The sequence below is a fragment of the Proteus terrae genome, assembly GCF_003144325.1.
GTDB lineage: Bacteria > Pseudomonadota > Gammaproteobacteria > Enterobacterales > Enterobacteriaceae > Proteus > Proteus terrae.
In genome coordinates, this window is record NZ_PENS01000002.1 from 87,912 (window position 1) to 106,938 (window position 19,027).

At 38.7% G+C, this 19,027-nt stretch carries 16 protein-coding genes; 4 read left to right on the forward strand and 12 right to left on the reverse strand.

What is annotated here, in order from left to right; translation table 11 throughout:
• Positions 1 to 56: 56 nt before the first annotated feature.
• Complete coding sequence (gene ybaL, locus DK857_RS02255) at positions 57 to 1,817, reverse strand: YbaL family putative K(+) efflux transporter (RefSeq protein WP_109401414.1); 1,761 nt, start codon at positions 1,815 to 1,817, stop codon at positions 57 to 59.
• A gap of 237 nt (positions 1,818 to 2,054) precedes the next feature.
• Positions 2,055 to 3,293 (reverse strand): MFS transporter, encoded by a 1,239-nt coding sequence (locus tag DK857_RS02260; protein ID WP_109395393.1) that lies wholly within the window; start codon positions 3,291 to 3,293, stop codon positions 2,055 to 2,057.
• Between the two features lie 261 nt (positions 3,294 to 3,554).
• Here DK857_RS02260 and ushA point away from each other — a divergent pair, with 261 nt between their 5' ends.
• Positions 3,555 to 5,219: a bifunctional UDP-sugar hydrolase/5'-nucleotidase UshA gene (ushA, locus tag DK857_RS02265; RefSeq protein WP_098942084.1), complete on the forward strand. Its 1,665-nt coding sequence runs from the start codon at positions 3,555 to 3,557 to the stop codon at positions 5,217 to 5,219.
• A gap of 120 nt (positions 5,220 to 5,339) precedes the next feature.
• Here the strand turns inward: ushA and ybaK are convergent, their stop codons facing one another.
• From ybaK to copA, 5 genes are all read right to left on the reverse strand, one after another.
• Positions 5,340 to 5,819, reverse strand: coding sequence for a Cys-tRNA(Pro)/Cys-tRNA(Cys) deacylase YbaK (gene ybaK / locus DK857_RS02270; RefSeq protein ID WP_109401415.1), 480 nt, complete (start codon positions 5,817 to 5,819; stop codon positions 5,340 to 5,342).
• 34 nt (positions 5,820 to 5,853) lie between these two features.
• Positions 5,854 to 6,663, reverse strand: coding sequence for a TraB/GumN family protein (locus tag DK857_RS02275; protein WP_109401416.1), 810 nt, complete (start codon positions 6,661 to 6,663; stop codon positions 5,854 to 5,856).
• 109 nt (positions 6,664 to 6,772) lie between these two features.
• Positions 6,773 to 7,801 carry a YadA C-terminal domain-containing protein gene (locus DK857_RS02280; protein WP_109401417.1) on the reverse strand — a complete coding sequence of 343 codons (1,029 nt, stop codon included), beginning with the start codon at positions 7,799 to 7,801 and terminating at the stop codon, positions 6,773 to 6,775.
• 89 nt (positions 7,802 to 7,890) lie between these two features.
• Positions 7,891 to 8,241: a hypothetical protein gene (locus DK857_RS02285; protein ID WP_109401418.1), complete on the reverse strand. Its 351-nt coding sequence runs from the start codon at positions 8,239 to 8,241 to the stop codon at positions 7,891 to 7,893.
• Positions 8,242 to 8,615: 374 nt separating this feature from the next.
• Positions 8,616 to 11,558 carry a copper-exporting P-type ATPase CopA gene (gene copA / locus DK857_RS02290; protein WP_075673929.1) on the reverse strand — a complete coding sequence of 981 codons (2,943 nt, stop codon included), beginning with the start codon at positions 11,556 to 11,558 and terminating at the stop codon, positions 8,616 to 8,618.
• Positions 11,559 to 11,690: 132 nt separating this feature from the next.
• On the opposite strand from copA, the gene cueR reads away from it, so the two are divergent.
• A complete protein-coding gene (gene cueR / locus DK857_RS02295) occupies positions 11,691 to 12,104 on the forward strand; it encodes a Cu(I)-responsive transcriptional regulator (RefSeq protein ID WP_109401419.1) in 414 nt (137 codons plus the stop codon).
• On the opposite strand, the gene DK857_RS02300 is transcribed toward cueR, so the two are convergent.
• From DK857_RS02300 to tesA, 5 genes are all read right to left on the reverse strand, one after another.
• Complete coding sequence (locus tag DK857_RS02300) at positions 12,058 to 12,546, reverse strand: NfeD family protein (RefSeq protein ID WP_075673931.1); 489 nt, start codon at positions 12,544 to 12,546, stop codon at positions 12,058 to 12,060. The two genes, cueR and DK857_RS02300, sit on opposite strands and share 47 nt — an antisense overlap.
• A gap of 2 nt (positions 12,547 to 12,548) precedes the next feature.
• Positions 12,549 to 13,472, reverse strand: coding sequence for an SPFH domain-containing protein (locus DK857_RS02305; protein ID WP_075673932.1), 924 nt, complete (start codon positions 13,470 to 13,472; stop codon positions 12,549 to 12,551).
• 37 nt (positions 13,473 to 13,509) lie between these two features.
• On the reverse strand, positions 13,510 to 14,367 hold the full coding sequence (locus DK857_RS02310) for a co-chaperone YbbN (protein ID WP_109401420.1): 858 nt from the start codon (positions 14,365 to 14,367) through the stop codon (positions 13,510 to 13,512).
• Positions 14,368 to 14,451: 84 nt separating this feature from the next.
• Positions 14,452 to 15,237 (reverse strand): SDR family oxidoreductase, encoded by a 786-nt coding sequence (locus DK857_RS02315; RefSeq protein ID WP_109395561.1) that lies wholly within the window; start codon positions 15,235 to 15,237, stop codon positions 14,452 to 14,454.
• Between the two features lie 50 nt (positions 15,238 to 15,287).
• Complete coding sequence (gene tesA, locus DK857_RS02320) at positions 15,288 to 15,917, reverse strand: multifunctional acyl-CoA thioesterase I/protease I/lysophospholipase L1 (RefSeq protein WP_109401421.1); 630 nt, start codon at positions 15,915 to 15,917, stop codon at positions 15,288 to 15,290.
• Here tesA and ybbA point away from each other — a divergent pair.
• Both ybbA and ybbP read left to right on the forward strand, forming a co-directional pair.
• The gene (ybbA, locus tag DK857_RS02325) at positions 15,888 to 16,574 is read left to right on the forward strand and encodes a putative ABC transporter ATP-binding protein YbbA (RefSeq protein ID WP_109401422.1); all 687 of its coding nucleotides are present in this window, start codon (positions 15,888 to 15,890) and stop codon (positions 16,572 to 16,574) included. The genes tesA and ybbA overlap by 30 nt on opposite strands.
• A complete protein-coding gene (ybbP, locus tag DK857_RS02330; protein WP_109401423.1) occupies positions 16,571 to 19,012 on the forward strand; it encodes a putative ABC transporter permease subunit YbbP in 2,442 nt (813 codons plus the stop codon). The genes ybbA and ybbP overlap by 4 nt, the downstream gene beginning before the upstream one ends.
• The last annotated feature ends 15 nt before the right edge of the window (positions 19,013 to 19,027 follow it).

A 19,027-nucleotide genomic window follows, 5' to 3' on the forward strand; every position in this document is an offset into this window, starting at 1 on the left:
GATAGGTTTTTTTATTGACTTAAATTTTATGGGGCTAAGTGGTTATTTGTGTTTGATTATTGCGCTGCACTAGGTGCAATGATTTGTTGGCCATTTTCAGGTGTATCATCAATAGCACAACCAAACTCAACTTCTTTAATTAGCATATCTGCCATTGCAGTTGCAGTTTGATCTTCATCGATAATGACGTGATTTGCCCCTTTCTCAAGGATAAAAGAAGCTTCTTCATCGTAGTTAGCGCGCACGATAATATCGTCAAAATGAGCACGAACAATGATATTTAAATCAGGGTTCATACTTCTTGCTGTTTCCGCGATATCGGCTGCTTCATAACCATTAGGTATCGTCAGTAATAAAGATTTAGCACAATCAATTCGGGCTAAAGCAAGAGACTCTTTAGTTGATGCATTACCCAGTACTGTGTTTAAGCTTTTCTCTTTTAATTCAGCGAATTTATTACGGCTATTTTCGATAATAACTAATGGAATAGATTGAGCTAATAATTTCTCCGAAAGCATGCTTCCTGCACGTCCATAACCGACGATAATGGCGTGGCCACAAATATCAACAGGGACTGGCATCTCTTCTTCAAGCTCTTCTTGTTGTAGTTGCTCCACTTCTTCTTTGGTCTCTGTTTTTGCCAGATAACGGTCTAATAAAGAGAACAATACAGGGTTTAGCATAATAGAGACTAAAGCACCGGCTAAAACAAGGTTGCGCGCATCGGGTTCTAAAACGTTCAGTGCCACACCAAGACCAGCAAGAATAAAGGCAAACTCACCAATTTGAGCAAGGCTGGCTGAAATGGTTAAGGCAGTGCGTCTGGAATGTCCAAACATTCGCACAAGGACCAATGCCGCGGCTGATTTACCAATAATAATGATAGCCAGTGTCGCTAAGATACCTAGTGGATGCTCAATTAATACCATTGGATCAAATAGCATACCGACAGAAACAAAGAACAGTACAGCAAAAGCATCACGCAGCGGTAAAGTATCTTGAGCCGCTCTGTGGCTTAACTCAGACTCATTAAGAACCATACCGGCAAAGAATGCGCCTAATGCGAAGGAAGCATCAAATAAGGTTACAGCGCCATAAGCGATACCTAAAGCAAGAGCGAGTACACTCAGTGTAAATAGCTCACGAGAGCCCGTTGCCGCGGTTTTAGCTAAAATCCAAGGAATAAGTTTACGACCAACAACCATCATGATTAAGATAAAGGCAACAACTTTACCGATTGTAATACCTAAATTGATCATGAGTTCAGAAATACTGGTTTGATCGCTACTTTCCAGCATATTGGCAACAGCGGGAAGTAGTACAAGGGCTAACACCATGGCTAAGTCTTCAACAATCAACCAACCAATAGCAATTTGACCTCGTTGGCTATCAATCAAGCCTCTTTCTTCAAGTGCTCGTAAAAGCACAACGGTACTTGCTGTTGATAGACACAAGCCGAATACTATGCCACTAAATAAACCCCAGCCAAAAAATGCCGATAATCCCAGTCCTAATAATGTTGCGACTGCAATTTGAGCAATAGCACCTGGAATAGCGATGGCTTTTACCGCCATCAGATCTTTTAACGAAAAGTGTAAACCCACGCCAAACATTAGCAGAATAACGCCAATTTCAGCGAGTTCAGGAGCGAGAGAGGTATCAGCAACAAAGCCGGGAGTAAATGGACCAGCGAGTACACCCGCAGCAAGATATCCTACTAAAGGTGAGATTTTTAGCCGTTGAGCGATCATGCCTAAAATATAAGCAAGTGCTAATCCACCAACAATGGTGGTAATGAGGGGTGTTGAATGCGGCATCAATTCTCCTTCTTTTTATAAAACTACATGTATCGGGGGGCGAGTATATAGCAGGCTGATAGTTTAACGTATTCATGCAATAAATTCGCTAAAAATTATTGATTATTTATAAAAATAGCAAGTTGATTGAGTTTTTTGATGCAAATGCATTTTTTTATGTTATTTTAATCAATCTTACCTTTTAAAGTAAGAATTACCCTGTTACTGGTTCATTTAGATAACAGGGATAATTACAAGTTACTCGGTTTTATCTACCCCAATGTTAGGGAGAAGAATGGTGAAAATGCCTAATAGTGGTAAATAAGCACAAATATGATAAACATATTCAATACTCTTCTGATCTGCAATATAGCCTAAGACAGCGGCACCAATACCTCCCATCCCAAAAGCAAGCCCGAAGAAAAGCCCTGAAACCATGCCTGTTTTACCCGGTATTAACTCTTGAGCATAAACTAAGATAGCAGAAAATGCTGAAGCTAAAATCACACCAATGAATACAGTAAGTACGCCAGTCCAGTACAAGCTGGCATAAGGGAGTATCAGTGTAAAAGGTGCAACTCCTAGAATAGATCCCCAAATAACGTATTTTCTGCCAATTTTATCGCCTACAGGGCCACCAATCATGGTGCCAGCAGCAACAGCAAAGAGAAAAACAAATAGGTGAATTTGTGCATTTTGTACTGAAACGCCAAATTTATGTATTAAATAGAAAGTATAGTAGCTACTGATGCTTGCAAGATAAAAATACTTAGAAAAAATCAGAATAAGTAAAATGGCTAAAGAGCCCAAAAGGGTTTTACGTGGCAATACGGCTTTGTTATTTAGTGCTTTAGGTTTTTTTTTCTGAGCTTCTTGTTGAATTTTATACCAACGGCTAACTTGTAATAGCACTACAATAGCCAATAAAGCAGCAAGGGAGAACCAACCGACATTTCCTTTGCCATAAGGCGCAATCAATAAAGCCGCCAAAAGAGGGCCTAAAGAGCTACCTAAATTACCCCCGACTTGAAAGAGTGATTGTGCAAGTCCGTGTCTTCCTCCTGATGCCATTCTAGCAACACGAGATGATTCAGGATGGAAAACAGACGAGCCAGTACCAACTAATCCCGCAGCAAGTAATAACATTGGGAATGTATCTGCAAAGGCGAGGAGAATAAGCCCTGTCAGCGTAAAACCCATACCAATAGGTAATGAGTAAGGCTTAGGATATTTATCAGTATAGAGGCCAATAAAAGGCTGTAATAAAGATGCTGTAATTTGATAGGTCAACGTTATCATCCCTATTTGCACAAAACTGAGTGAAAACTCTGATTGCAACATAGGGTAAATAGCTAATATCAATGATTGGATCATATCATTGAGAAGATGCGAAAAACTGATAGCAGTTAAAATACTAAAAACGGTATTACGCTTATTGGCTTTTCGTTGTAAAACATCGGTTTCTTCTATGGGAAGCGTTGGATCGGCATTGCTCATTTTAGTTCCCTGTCACATTATTTTGTTAATAAATTGTTTCTATTTTTATTGGTCTAGTTTACATCTATTTAGAGTTGAGTGCTTTTGTGAGAAATAGAGTTTGATTCATGTCTCAAAAAAACTATCGGATCAATGAAATAATAAAAAAATTATATAACCTACGTCATAAAATACAGCAAAAGTATTTAACTTCTGTCTTCTTTTTCTACAGTAGAACCATGGCAGAACCTTCTCAATAAATAATATACATGGGGATATACCATGAGCTTATCTTTTAAATTATCAGCATGCGCATTAACAGTTTCTTTAGCGATGGCGCCTGCGATGTCTCAGGCATGGGAAAAGGATAAAACCTACGAAATTACTATTTTGCATACCAATGATCACCATGGCCATTTCTGGCATAACGATCGTGGCGAATATGGTTTAGCGGCACAAAAAACGGTTGTTGATGACATTCGTAATGAAGTGGCTAAAAAAGGCGGTAGCGTACTGCTGTTATCTGGCGGCGATATTAATACTGGTGTACCAGAATCTGATTTACAAGATGCAGAGCCTGATTTTAAAGGTATGAATCTTGTAGGTTACGATGCAATGGCACTGGGTAACCATGAATTCGACAATCCATTAGATGTTTTACGCCAACAAGAGAAATGGGCAACATTCCCATTCTTATCTGCAAATATTTATCAAAAAAGTACGGGTGAGCGTTTATTCAAGCCTTACACCATTTTTGATAAGCAAGGTGTCAAAATTGCAGTATTAGGTTTAACAACGGATGATACCGTACGTATTGGTAACCCAGCGAACTTTCCTGATACCGAATTCCGCAAACCTTCTGATGAAGCTAAAAAAGTGGTAGAAGAGCTGCGTACAACGGAAAAGCCAGACATTATTATTGCAGCAACTCATATGGGTCACTACGATGATGGTAATCACGGTTCTAACGCACCTGGCGATGTAGAAATGGCGCGAGCCTTACCAAAAGGCTACCTTGATATGATTGTGGGTGGTCACTCACAAGATCCAGTTTGTATGTCTCAAGAGAACAAAAACTACAAACAAGCTGATTATGTGCCAGGAACACCTTGTGCACCAGATAACCAAAATGGTACATGGATTGTTCAGGCTCATGAATGGGGTAAATATGTTGGTCGTGCAGACTTCGAATTCCGTAATGGTGAATTCACGTTAAAACATTACCAATTAATCCCAATCAACTTAAATCAAAAAGTGAAGAAAGACGACGGTACAACTGAGCTTGTTTACTATACAAAAGAAATTCCTCATAACCCTGAAATGATGAAACTGCTGACGCCTTACCAAGAAAAAGGTGGCGAGCAATTGAATGTTAAAGTGGGTGAGGTTGTTGGTAAATTAGAGGGTGATCGTAGTAAAGTTCGCTTTGTTCAAACCAATATGGCACGCCTATTATTATCAGCTCAAGCTGAACGTGCAAATGCAGACTTTGCCATTATGAGTGGTGGTGGTGTCCGTGATTCTATTGAATCTGGTGATATTACTTATAAAGATGTACTGAAAGTACAACCATTTGCGAACGAACTGGTTTATGTTGATTTTAAAGGTGAAGAAGTCGAGCCTTATCTGTCAGCTGTCGCATGTATGAAAGTAGACTCTGGTGCTTACGCACAATTCTACAATGTTAGCTTAACTGTAGATGCAGACTGCAAAGTTAGCGATGTTAAAATTGCTGGTAAACCATTAGATAAAACTAAGACTTACCGCATGGCGACATTAAACTTTAACGGTATTGGTGGTGATGGTTATCCTAAGATTGATGTTCATCCTGCATATGTAAATACTGGTTTTGTTGATGCTGAAGTATTAAAAGGTTATATCGAAGCACACTCTCCATTGAAAGCTGCTGATTTCGAACCTAAAGGTGAGATCGTTTATAAAAAATAAGCTCAGCAAATCATGATGATATAGATAAAAGGCGACATTAATGTCGCCTTTTATTTTAGGTCTAAATTACGTTAATTTCTTATTTTGAGGATGCGCCTTAAAATAAAAAATCATTAATGATTATGACGCTTTACGAATAAGTGCAAATTGAGCACCTAATACAGAACCTAAATCTTTTGCTGATAATTCAATATCTAAACCACGTTTGCCACCAGAAACAAAGATAGTGTCAAATTCAAGGGCTTGTTCATCAATTACTGTCGGTAGGCGTTTTTTCTGACCCAATGGGCTTATTCCACCCACTAAATAACCCGTTACCTTTTGTGCAATCTGTGGATCTGCCATATCTGCTTTTTTTGCCTTAAAGCACTTAGCAACGAGTTTTAAATCTAACTGACCAGAAACAGGTGTTACTGCAACAGCAAGATTCTTAGCATCACCATTTAAAGAAACTAACAGTGTTTTGAATACTTGGCGATTATCCAAACCTAATTTTTCAACGGCTTCATCACCAAAATTATGGACATTCGCATCATGCTCATAAGGATGAAGGATAAATTTGATTTTTTGTTTTTCCAGCAAATTTACAGCGGGAGTCATAGCTATTCCTACTTATAAGATTAGAACTATATTTTTATTCTTGGTGCGTTAATAAATCGATCAAATTCTCTTCACCAAATAAATGAAGGGCACCTACAGTCACTACATAACGACCAGCCGGTAATTTTGATAATATACTTACCCATTTTTGGTTACGGCTTTCCATTAAAATATCAAATACAGCTTTACTAAAAGTATTCGGTAAAGGTGGCTGTTTCTCTCTACTATTATAATTTAACCACCAATTGATCATGATTTGCAATGTACGCGCGTTCTCGTGCCAATTTTTTAATGTGTCTTCGAGCAATTGCTGACCATCCTCAGGAAAATTCAATAATAGTGCGACTTGATCCTCAATGCCTTCGAGTTCAATAATCCTTTTTTTGTATTCATTAGCATGTTGGATAACTTGATAATCAATGCCGTATTGCGGTTGTAATCCAAGTTGGATCGCTTGGGTAGATTGTAAAATCAACGCAATTTGCCAAAGAGGCTTATTCTCAAGTTGATAAAGCGAGAGGGAGAGATCTTCACAATGACGTGTCACTTGAGAAAAAAGAGGTGTATTTAAGCGCGTTTCTAGTGACTCTCTAAAAAGAGATGCTTGCTTAAAAGGTTGAACGTCAGTTGAAATATCAGCTTCAACAATAATAGCATCTGAATTTTTTATTTCATTGATAAGCACGTTGGAGAGTGGTGACATTGTAGGAACACCCATATGGATACTACCCACAAGGTGTAAAGAGACATTATTAGGCAACGTAATATCAACAGCGGGATAAGGGTAATGGACCGTATTTTTTATTCCTACCCAATGTTTGATTTTCTGAAAAATACCCGTCATTGATATGCTCCTTTGAGTATAGAATCGCAAAGTTTTAGCATAACGGATTTGAACTGGAATGAAACAACGAAAACTAAGCTTTACTTAGCTTTCGCTGTTTTTACGTTATTTACCAGCTTATGCCAACACCACCTGCTGAGACCCAATTTGATTCATTCCATGCGGTAGAGGCTCTCACTTTAATATTTTCGTTAATACGGTATTGCATACCCCAAGCAAGCGCTGTTGCATTACGATAATTACCAATGCCAATAGCAGTACTAAATGTGGCAGAATCAGTAAAAGGTAAATTACTCATTGCGGCTACAGAAGCAATACCTTGATTGGCACGTTTCTCAACTTTATAAAAGCGGTTTTGAGTATCTGATTTAAAATGTTCAAAATTAGTTTTTAGATCTTTAAATTCATTTCTTGCTACTGATTGCTCAATATAAAGAGTAGAAAAATGATTTTTTAATGAAAGATTACTCCCATTAATATTTAGATTATCAATATATTTTTCTTTAATATTATCAATACCTTTTTTGTTGGTTTCGATATTTTCTTTATTAGCTTTGATATCGCTCGAGTTGGTGTTTATTTTGTTTCTATTGCTGGTAATATTATCTTTGTTAATGTCAATGTCAGTTTTGTTGGTAATAATGTCATTTTTATTAGTGGCAATATTGTTTTTATTGATGCTGATATTGCTTTTGTTAGTGTCGATTTGGGTTTTATTGTTTTCAATATTACTTTGAATAGTATTATTTTTAGTCTCTATTCTATTTTTGTTATCATTGATTTCATTTGCATGTTGATCTAGTTTAGCTATTGTATGATGTATTTTTTCATTTAATTCATTATCAGTTTTTTGTCTTTCTCGATTGTCTTCGGTTCTTTTTTTCTCAACATTTGCAAACTTTTCTATGACACTCTCTTCTAGTTTGAAAATTATTTCTTTTGAATGAGGTGGAACTTTCATTCCTCTTTCTATATTTGCATTTAGCTCACTAAGTTTCGAGCTTGGTTGGTAATGTCTTTGGATTTCAATAGGTTTTTTAATGATGTCATCTATTTTATTTTTATTAAAAGAAATCGTTTCTTTTAATCCGGAATATATATTTTCTTTTTGTTCTGAAAAGTTAGAAAGATAATTCAATATCGCTGTTTTAAAATCAGGTGGTATACTATCTAACTTTAGTGAGTTATTACCTCTTTGGTTATCTGTGATGAGAACTTTCTCTATATTTATATTTGTATTTTCTTGAGATACGTTTTTTTTATTTCTTCATTCATCATCTTTATTATTTCATCTGTGATTTTGATGACTTCAATATGTTTTTTTGAAGATGCTTCGACATCATGATAGATATATATATCACTTACAAATTCATCAAAAATAGGTCTGGTAATGTCATTTTTCATGGGATGTGAGTTTAGATATGTAGAATTAGAATCGGTGTTGTTAGGGTGACTATTTGCAAGATGGCTGTTTTCAAGTAAAATAATGTTTTTATCGGTTGTTGTTTCTGAAACAGAAAAAGCATTTATAGAATAAATTAAAGATAAGCAAAATAGGGTGGTGTTTTTTAATTTCATGATTAATTCCTTTTGATATATATTCCTTTGTTACTTTTTAATTTTAAATTCAGAAAAACACACTGGCAATAATAATATCTTTTAAAATATTTTTATGGCTATTTTATATAAATATTTAATTTTATATATGAATAATAAAGTTAATGAAAAAATTATAATATATTGCTATTCTAGCGCTAAGAGGGCGGAGTGATGACTCTCTTGTATAATGAGAAATTCCTCTTTGACTGGCCGATAGTAATATCGGCTTTTTTTTTAACCTTTTGATAAAGTTAAAAATCATTAAATAAGAAGTCAAAAATAAGATAATAAAAAACCTCTTTAACTAATAAGCAAAAGAGGTTTCAGGGAAATGCTTAATATATTATTAAGTATTATTGCTTGGGTTTGAATCGTAACAAGCGATTCGCATTACTCACAACGGTAATTGAAGACAATGCCATTGCTGCACCTGCAACAACTGGATTTAACAGTGTGCCGGTGAAGGGATAGAGAACGCCCGCTGCAATAGGAATACCTAAGCTATTATAGACAAAGGCACCAAAAAGGTTTTGTTTCATATTACGTAGTGTACCTTTTGAAATTTCAACAGCATCAGCAACACCATGTAAACTGTGACGCATCAACGTGATTGCTGCTGTTTCAATGGCAATATCACTACCACCTCCCATTGCAATACCGACATCCGCTTTGGCTAATGCTGGGGCATCGTTAATACCATCTCCAACCATTGCAACACGACGTCCTTCAGCTTGAAGCTCAGTAATCGCTTGAGCTTTACCTTCTGGCATCACTCCCGCAATAACCTGATCAATACCCGCTTCTTTTGCAATTGCATTGGCAGTAATTGGATTATCTCCCGTTAACATCACGAGTCGATAACCTTGATTATGTAAACGCTGTAATGCACTTACGGTATCATCTCTAAGAGGATCACGAATAGAAAGTAATGCCGCAATTTTGCCATCTAGTGCTAATAAAACCGGTGTAACACCTTTAGCTGCTTGTGTATCAATCAGAGAATTAACTTCATTAATATTAACACCTGATTCGAGCATCAATTTAGGGTTACCTAAAAGTACTGTTTTACCCTTGATTTCACCACTTAATCCCATACCAGCTAATGTACGGAAATTATTTACTTCTGGTAAATCAATACCTTCAGCGCGCGTTAAAATGGCTTTAGCTAATGGGTGATTAGAACCATTTTCCAGTGATGCCGCCAATGCAAGTGCTTGAGTGTCATCTACTTGATTGAAAGTATGAATTTCAGTGACCTGAGGCATACCTTCTGTCAGTGTTCCTGTTTTATCAAAGACTAAAGTATCTAGATTACTGGCTTGTTGTAGTGCATCTGCATCACGAACTAACACACCATATTCAGCAGCACGACCGACACCCGAAATAATGGACATAGGCGTCGCTAGACCTAAAGCACAAGGGCAAGCGATGATAAGAACAGTTGTGATAATCACAAGTGCATAGGTAATTTGTGGAGAAGGGCCAAAGAAATACCAAATAGCTCCTGCAACAAGCGCAATAGCGACAACGACAGGTACAAATACACCCGAGATTTTATCCGCTAATTGACCTATTTCAGGTTTACTGCTTTGCGCTTGACGAACTAATTTAATAATACGAGCCAGTGTTGTTTTACTTCCCACTGCTGCAGCTTTAAAAAGAACAGAGCCATCTTGGACGGTTGTTCCGGCATGAATAGTGTCACCTACTGTTTTTTGCTGTGGAATTGGCTCGCCTGTTAGCATAGCCTCATCCATCCACACTTCACCTTGGATAATTTCACCATCAACGGGTACTTTATCACCTGTTGCTAAACGTAAAGTCATTCCTTGTTTAACATCAGCCAATGGCATTTCGACTTCACCGTTTTCAGTTATCACTCTTGCTGTTGGTGGAGTTAAATCTAATAGTCGTTCTAGCGCTTTAGATGAACGCTGGCGCGCTCTTTGCTCAAGCATATGTCCCAGATTGATTAACCCGATAATCATCGCACTAGCTTCATAATAGAGATGTCGAGCTTGAGCCGGGAACACTTCTGGCCATAGGTTTACGGTAATGGAATAGAGCCAGGCTGTTCCTGTTCCTAATGCAACGAGAGTATCCATTGTTGCACTGCGGTTTTTTAAACTCTGCCATGCGCTACGATAGAAATGACCACCAGCAACAACCATAACAAACAGTGTCGCAATACCAATACCTAACCAGATGCTGTGATTGGCCTCTGTTAGCATCATATTATCGCCGATCATTCCCCAAATCATGACAGGAATACCAACCGCTAAGGCCAACGCAGCTTGCCAGCGAAAACGCTTCATATTAGCAACAGCAACTTCTTGCTGACGTTCTCTGCGTTTTACATCGTCTTGAATAATTTCAGCGCCATAACCTGCTTTTTCAATGGCAGTCACAAGTGCATCATGGTCGATGTCACCCGTTACTAATGCACTACGTTCAGCTAGATTCACTCGCACATTTTCAACGCCATCAACGGATTGTAATGCTTTATGAACCTTGTTTACGCAACTCGCACAAGTCATACCATCAATTAAAAGCTGAACACTGTCGTCATCGTTAGTATCGATTTCAACGTTATTATCAATATCAGCATTCTCAACTGGAATATCACAAACAGCCGCTGACGATGCTTCCAGTTGTGCATGCGTTTGCGTCAGCGGCTCAGTTTTTGGGAAATCAGTACCAGCTAGTTGAGCTTCAAAACCCGCTTCTGTAATAGCGGTAATTAAGGTTTCAGCGGTTGCAGAACCAGTCACTTTAGCATGTGTTAATTCAACTTCAGCTGTTTCAACACCCGCAGTATTTTCTAGTGCTTTTTTAACTGAACCGACACAGTGACCACAATTTAAGCCCGATAGAGTTAAGTGAATTATGTTATCAGCAGGCGCTAAACTTGCTTGAAAACCTTCAGCCGTAATCGCTGAAATTAAAGTATCCGCATCTGCGTCACCAAAGATTTCAGCTGACTCTTTTGTTACATTAACGGCTGCAACACCTTCAACAGCTAATAATGCTTTTTCAGTTTTACCAACACACTTCATGCAGTTAAGTCCGCTTAGGCTTAATTTTACATCAGGTTGTGTTGCAACACTTGCTTCATATCCTGCATCTTCAATTGTTTTGATTAAGCTTTCAGCAGTTGCATCGCTGTCAATTTTAGCGTATTGAATAGTCACAATTGCCTGCTCTATGTCATTGCGAGCATCAAGTGCTTTTTTTACACTGTTGACACAGTGAGAGCATGAAAGTCCTTTCAATGAGAGTATTATAGTTTTTGCCATGTTAATTATCTCCGTCATAAAAGCGTTACCTCTATTATTGCGCAATATTCGGTAACTTGCTTTCTTTAAAGGTTTTTTCTTATCAGAGATAAAGGCTAAACCTTTCCGCAAGGGGAAGGTCAAGGGGGAATTTTGAATATTAGTGAAATCGCAAGTAAAACAGGATTAACGGCTAAAGCTATTCGGTTTTATGAAGAAAAAGACTTGATAACACCACCAGAAAGAGGTGAAAACGGCTATCGTTATTATCAGGCTCAACATATTGAAGAATTAACTTTATTGCGCCAAGCAAGAGAAGTTGGCTTTAGTTTAGAAGAGTGCCGAGCTTTATTAATGTTGCTAAGAAATCCTTCTCGTCATAGTTCAGACGTGAAAGAAGCCACCTTAAAAAAAGTGGCTGAAATTGAGAAAACAATTAATGAGCTTAATGCCATTCGCCAGCGATTACTTTTGTTGGCCAGCGAATGTCCCGGTGATGACGGAGCAGATTGCCCGATCATCAATCATTTGTCGGGGGGATGTCATCACCAGAAACAGCCGGTTTAAGTGCAATCACTCGTAAGGTAATACCATCAATCTCGGTTACTGTTACCTTATCGCCTGCAAGTAATGGCGTGTCTGAATAAACACGCCAACTACCATCAGCTAATTTAACGCGACTAAAACCGTTTTCCGTATCTGATAATAAAACAGCATGAACACCAATTAGTTGATGACTTTTCTGATTTAAGTTCTCGGCTTCTTTTGATTGTTTTCTGCGTTTAAGCCAAAGGTGCCAAAAAATAGCACTAATAACTGTTAATATCGCAAATAAAACACCTTGAATAGGCCAGCTAATAGGCAATATCCATGTGATCAACGATACACATAGAGCAGCCATTCCTGACCATAAAAGGTATCCTGCTGTTCCTAACATTTCTGTAATTAACAGCAAACCACCAAGACAAAGCCAGAAAAGTGCAGGTTGAGCACTAATCCATTCAATCATAATTAATTGCTCTTGTTGCCTGAGTCACTTTTTTTGGTATTGAGTAATTCAGAAATACCGCCAATAGCACCCATAAGATTACTTGCTTCTAGTGGCATCATAATAACTTTACTGTTATTAGCTGAACCAATTTGAGACAGCGCATCAGTATATTTTTGAGCAACAAAGTAGTTAATTGCTTGCATATCACCTTTTGCGATGGCCTCAGATACCATTTGTGTTGCCTTAGCTTCAGCTTCTGCTGCACGTTCACGGGCTTCTGCTTGTAAGAATGCAGATTGACGCTCACCTTCAGCCTTCAGAATTTGCCCTTGTTTCTCACCTTCAGCTTTCAAGATAGCAGCTTGACGAATACCTTCAGCTTCAAGAATGTCGGCACGTTTAGTTCGCTCAGCTTTCATCTGCGCATTCATTGCAGAAATCAATTCTTTTGGTGGGCGGACATCACGAATTTCGATACGGGTAATTTTGATACCCCAAGGGTTTGTTGCATCATCGACAATCAGTAACAGGCGACTATTGATTTGGTCACGCTGAGAAAGAATTTCATCAAGCTCCATTGAACCTAACACTGTACGAATATTAGTGAGTGTTAAATTAATAATGGCAAGCTCAAGATTATTGACTTCATAAGCAGCTTTTACAGGGTCGATCACTTGAATAAAGCAGACGGCATCGATGCTGACGTTGGCGTTATCACGAGAAATGACTTCTTGAGAAGGAATATCAAGCACTTGCTCCATCATGTTGATACGGCGCCCAATACGATCGACAAAAGGTATAAGGATTTGAAGACCAGGGGCTAGAGTACGAGTGTAACGACCAAAACGTTCGACAGTCCACTGATAACCCTGTGGAACGGTTTTAACACCACATAAAACTAAAATAATAGCGAATAAGATGATAATACCAATGCCTATTTCCATATACCTGTCCTAAATCTGCTCTAATAAGAAAATAAAATTAATAAAGTAAAGAATACACCATGCGACGATATTTAGACGCCAAATTATCATTAGTACCTAATGCTGATAAAATATCCATCAGGGTTTTCTTAACTTGTCCGTCACCTGCATTTAGATCTTTTTTGATAAAGCTAAATAGCAATTCTAACGCTTCTTCATTACGAGCAACTTCATGTAATTTTAGTGCAAGCTGAATAGCAAGATCGGTATTTTCAGGCTGTTGATTAAAATCGTTTTGTAACTGTTGAATTTCAGGCGTATCAGCAGCCTGTTTTTGTAATTCAATTTGCGCTAACAAACTGTGGTAGTAACTATCTTGATCTTGTAATGGGATAGTCATTAACAAGGTTTGAGCTTCTTCATTTTTATTTAAAGAAATTAAAGCACCTGCTAGCGCAAGCGTAATTTCACTATTTTTAGGTGCGAGTTGATGCGCTTCTTTTAGCAGAGGTAAAGCATCTTCTGCTTTTCCTTCAGAAAGTAATTGTGCGGCTTGTGCCGCTTTCAACTCTTCTGGTTTAGGTAATACATTGGCTAAAACTTGGCGAATTGCTTCTTCAGGTTGAGGGCCTTGGAAACCATCAACTGGGCGACCTTCTTGCAATATATAAACTGTTGGAATAGCACGTAGACCAAACTGTGAGGCAATCATTTGTTCAACATCACAATCCAATTTTGCCAAAATAAATTGATCAGCAAATTCGGCTGCCAGTTTATCTAATGTTGCGCCAAGCTCTGCACAATGAGGGCTACGTTCTGAATAGAAGTACATCATGACCGGTTTCGTCATGGATTGTTCTATAATTTGTTGAATATTTGATTCATTTACATCAACAATATGTGCAGTTGCTAACATTAGCTTGTCCCTTTTTGAGAGTTTTAAATATAGATGCGATTTATAAAGCTATTTTATTAATAAGTAAGGGTGGATACTGAAAAATCAAGCCTTGCCACTTTGGCGACTGAGAATTGTATCCATTAAAATATCAGGTAGAAAGCGCTTTAGTATTCTGACAGCGTAAGTTAATAAGGTTACGGGATAACGTATCTTAGGTTTTGGGCTTTCTAAAGCATGAATGAGCTTTTTCACGACATCTTCAGGCGTTAATGTGAAACGACTGGCAATCCCCGGATTTTTTACAGGTTTATCTTTTTCAGCTTGAGCGACATTCTCAGTGAAACAAGTTCGTATTGGGCCTGGCTCTATTAAACTCACCTTAACTCCAGTATGCGCTATTTCCATTCTTAGCGCATCAGACCATGCTTCTACAGCATATTTACTGGCTGCATAAGCACCTCGACCTGGCGTTGAGATAATCCCCATTACAGAACTCGTTTGAATAATACGTCCTTCTCCATGAGGTAACATTGCAGGTAGAAGTAATGTAGTAAGCTGATGTAAACCAAAAAAGTTAGTCGAAAACTGTTTTTCCATTTGTTGGCGAGTAATGGCATCTAATGGGCCATAAACACCAAATCCGCCATTATTAAATAATCCATATAAACGACCGTTTGTCAGGCGAATAACTTCTAGTGCTGCATTTTTAACACTTTTTGGATCATCAAGGTCAAGATGAATAGGTTCTAATCCCAGTGTTTCCATGCGTTCAAGGTCTTCACCTTTACGGCAAGCAGCAAGAACTCGATAGCCTCTTTTCTGTAGTGCTTTTGCTGCACAGAGTCCTATTCCACTGGAACTTCCTGTAATCAATACCGTTTTTTGCATAATTTTACAATTAATCTCGTTTAATCTACGTCAACTACTGTCAGAATAGTCTAACGTGTTAGGTAAGGGGATAATGTTTCATCCATCCACTGCGTAATAAAAGGCTGAGCATCTTCATTGGGGTGTATGCTGTCATTTTGCATCCACTCAGGCTTATCAGCGATTTTCTCCATATAAAAAGGAAGCAGAGGAAGCGCATTATCTTCAGCGAGTTTTGGATAGATAGCTGAAAATGATTGTGTATAACGTTTACCGTAATTAGGTGAAATCATTATTTGCATAAAAAGTGGCGTTGCACCGGCATCTTTCACTTGTGTAATGATGTTTTGTAATGCCTCTTTTGTTTGTGCAACAGGGTATCCCTGTAAACCATCATTTGCACCTAATTCAATTAAAACCCAGCGTGGTTGATGCTGTTTTAATAAATCAGGAAGCCTATTTTGTCCCTGAAAGGCTGTTTCACCACTAATGCTTGCATTAACAACATTAATTTCAGGGTAGGTTGTTTTCCATTTATCAGCAAGGCGTTGTGGCCATGCGTTTTCAATCGGAAGACGGTATCCTGCACTCAAGCTGTCACCAAAGATCAAAAAGGTATCAGCAGCAATTGCCTTAAAGCTAAACATCATCATAACGATAAGGAAAAATGTATGTCGACGGAAAAGGTTCTTGAAGTTCATCAGTTAACCAAACAAGTAGGACAAGGTGATAGTCAGATCTCTATATTGCAGGGTGTTGAGTTAGTTGTCGAGCCTGCACAAACAATTGCGTTAATTGGTGAGTCAGGATCGGGTAAATCGACCCTGTTAGGGATCATTGCTGGATTAGATGATGGCACCTCTGGCAGTGTACATTTGATGGGGGAAGATCTCACAAAAATGAATGAAGAAGAGCGTGCCAAGTTGCGTGCTGAACATGTTGGTTTTGTTTTTCAATCATTTATGTTGATCCCAACATTGAATGCACTTGAAAATGTGCAGTTGCCCGCATTATTAAAAGGTGAGTCAGAAAAGCACAGCCATGCGCGTGCAGTTGATTTACTTAAGCTGTTAGGGTTAGGTGAACGTTTATACCATATGCCAGCACAGCTTTCTGGCGGTGAGCAACAGCGCGTTGCATTAGCAAGAGCATTTTGCACTCAACCTGCCATTCTTTTTGCGGATGAACCAACAGGGAACCTTGATCGTAAAACTGGCGATAAAATTGCTGACTTGTTGTTCTCTCTTAACCGAGATTATGCAACAACCTTGATTTTAGTGACTCATGACAATGAGCTAGCTGCTCGTTGTCAAAGACGATTACGATTAGTTGATGGACAACTTAAGGAGGAGTCATGATTTGGCGTTGGTTTTGGCGTGAATGGCGTTCTCCTGCATTATTAATTGTTTGGCTTTCTTTAGCGCTGGCAGTTGCTTGTGTGCTCGCTTTAGGGCGGATAGGTGATCGCATCGATAAAAGCATTTATGCTCAAAGCCGCGATTTGATCGCTGGTGATTTAGTCTTACGTGCATCTTATCCTGTTGATGAAAACTGGCTTGCTGAGGCGAAGAAGGAAGGGTTAACCCTCAGCCGTCAAATGCAATTTACTACCATGTCTTATGCGCCTGAAGGTGATACACCTCAGCTTGCGTTGGTGAAAGGCGCAGATAATTTATATCCATTGTATGGTGAGTTAGAAACAGAGCCAGCAGGCTTAAAGCCTGAAAAAGGGACGGCCCTTGTTGGTGCTAGATTACTTGAATTACTTGATATAAAAGTCGGCGATAATATTGATGTAGGCGATGCTTCATTTACTATCAGTGGTGTATTAATTCAAGAGCCAGACAGTGGGTTTAATCCTTTTCAAATCGCCCCCCGTATTTTAATTAATCTTGATGATGTGGAAGCAACTGGAGCTGTGCAACCCGGAAGCCGCCTGACTTATCGCTATATGTTTGCGGGCGATGAAGCGGTGATTGATAGTTATCAGCAACGCTTCGACCCACTATTAAAGCCAGATCAGCGTTGGAATAGTTTAAAACAAGATAGCGGGGCACTTTCACAATCAATGGAGCGTGCAAAAAACTTTCTTTTGCTATCAGCTCTATTGACATTATTGCTTGCTATATCAGCGGTTGCTGTTTCAATGGCTCATTATTGCCGGACTCGTCATACCTTAATCGCGGTATTAAAAACACTAGGTGCAGATAAACGGGCATTGAGAAAGTGGATCGTTGGGCAGTGGGGGGTGATCTTAATTGGTGCTATTGTTGTAGGCTCATTAGTCGGGCTTGTTTTTGAGGCAATATTGCTACAAATTTTAGCACCAGTGTTACCTAAAAGTTTACCTGAAGCGAGTTTCTTACCATGGGTATGGTCAGTGGGTTCCTTGTTGTTAATAGCTTTATTAACAGGATTAAGACCTTATTATCAACTAATGGCGACACAACCTTCTCGTGTATTAAGAAGTGATACCACGGCACCTATCTGGCCTCTTAGTTACTATTTACCGATTGTAGGCTTAATTATTGTTGGTGCTTTGACGCTTTTTGCGGGAACGGGCGTTTTACTCTGGTCAATTCTATTTGGTGTTGTTGTTATTGCTTTTTTATTGGGGGGGATTGGTTGGCTTGGATTGTGGGTGTTAAAGCAGTTTAAATTTCGCCAACTCAGTGCGCGCTTAGCAGTAACTCGCTTGTTGCGACAGCCTTTTCAGACCATGACTCAATTGGCTGCTTTTGCACTTTCATTTATGTTGTTAACACTATTGGTGCTGATCCAAGGTGATTTATTAGATAAATGGCAAAAACAGTTACCCGAAGATAGCCCTAATTACTTTCTGATCAATATGTCTGCACCTCAAGTTCAAGAAGTTAATACCTTGTTGGCAAAGTATAACGTTGAACCAACGGATGCATTTCCTGTGGTATTAGCGCGCTTAACGCAGATTAATGAGAATAATGCTAAAGAGTGGGCAGATAAACGTGATGCTGGTAATAACACTGTTCGTCGAGAGCTTAACTTAACGTGGCATAGCGAGTTGCCAAAAGATAACGTGATTGTTGAGGGAACATGGCCTCCAGTGGGAAATGGTGTTTCTCTTGATCAAGGTGTTGCTGAACAACTCGAAATTAAATTGGGTGATGAATTAACATTTGTTGGTGATACTCGTGAATTTAAGTCGATTGTTACTAGCATTCGCCATGTTGATTGGGAAAATATGCGTCCTAACTTCTTCTTTATCTTCTCTGAAGAAGGGTTAAGTAATCAGCCAGAAAAATGGATGAGTAGTTTTTATTACAATGGTGAAGGGACGTTAATTACGGCACTTAATCGGCAATTTCCAACTGTAAGCGTATTAGATACAGGCGCATTAATTCAGCAAGTTCAACAAATCTTACAGCAAGTCAGTCGAGCATTGGAGATTATGGTTGGATTGGTAATGATCTGTGGTGCGTTATTGTTAGTTGCCCAAATTCAGGTAGGAATGACACAGCGACGTATTGAGCTAGTGGTATATCGAACATTAGGCGCAGGTAAGTCATTATTAAGACAGACTCTTTGGGCTGAATTTGCATTATTAGGTTTAATGGCGGGATTAGCTGCGGCGATTGGTGCGGAGGTTGCATTAAGTTTATTACAAATATCGGTGTTTAATTTCCCTTGGCAACCGCAATGGGGAATGTGGATCATTGTACCTATTGTTGCTGCACTATTACTTTCATTATGTGGCAGTATCTTAGGGATCAGATTGTTGCAAGATAAAGGGCAGTATCGACGAATTCAAGGCGAATAGTTGAAATAAGTTGGG

Bases quoted from the DNA above. Each gene is read 5' to 3' on its own strand.
- ybaL (WP_109401414.1), bottom strand. From the start codon at position 1,817: ATGCCGCATTCAACACCCCTCATTACCACCATTGTTGGTGGATTAGCA.
- DK857_RS02260 (WP_109395393.1), bottom strand. From the start codon at position 3,293: ATGAGCAATGCCGATCCAACGCTTCCCATAGAAGAAACCGATGTTTTA.
- ushA (WP_098942084.1), top strand. From the start codon at position 3,555: ATGAGCTTATCTTTTAAATTATCAGCATGCGCATTAACAGTTTCTTTA.
- ybaK (WP_109401415.1), bottom strand. From the start codon at position 5,819: ATGACTCCCGCTGTAAATTTGCTGGAAAAACAAAAAATCAAATTTATC.
- DK857_RS02275 (WP_109401416.1), bottom strand. From the start codon at position 6,663: ATGACGGGTATTTTTCAGAAAATCAAACATTGGGTAGGAATAAAAAAT.
- DK857_RS02285 (WP_109401418.1), bottom strand. From the start codon at position 8,241: ATGAAATTAAAAAACACCACCCTATTTTGCTTATCTTTAATTTATTCT.
- copA (WP_075673929.1), bottom strand. From the start codon at position 11,558: ATGGCAAAAACTATAATACTCTCATTGAAAGGACTTTCATGCTCTCAC.
- DK857_RS02300 (WP_075673931.1), bottom strand. From the start codon at position 12,546: ATGATTGAATGGATTAGTGCTCAACCTGCACTTTTCTGGCTTTGTCTT.
- DK857_RS02305 (WP_075673932.1), bottom strand. From the start codon at position 13,472: ATGGAAATAGGCATTGGTATTATCATCTTATTCGCTATTATTTTAGTT.
- DK857_RS02310 (WP_109401420.1), bottom strand. From the start codon at position 14,367: ATGTTAGCAACTGCACATATTGTTGATGTAAATGAATCAAATATTCAA.
- DK857_RS02315 (WP_109395561.1), bottom strand. From the start codon at position 15,237: ATGCAAAAAACGGTATTGATTACAGGAAGTTCCAGTGGAATAGGACTC.
- ybbA (WP_109401422.1), top strand. From the start codon at position 15,888: ATGTCGACGGAAAAGGTTCTTGAAGTTCATCAGTTAACCAAACAAGTA.
- tesA (WP_109401421.1), bottom strand. From the start codon at position 15,917: ATGAACTTCAAGAACCTTTTCCGTCGACATACATTTTTCCTTATCGTT.
- ybbP (WP_109401423.1), top strand. From the start codon at position 16,571: ATGATTTGGCGTTGGTTTTGGCGTGAATGGCGTTCTCCTGCATTATTA.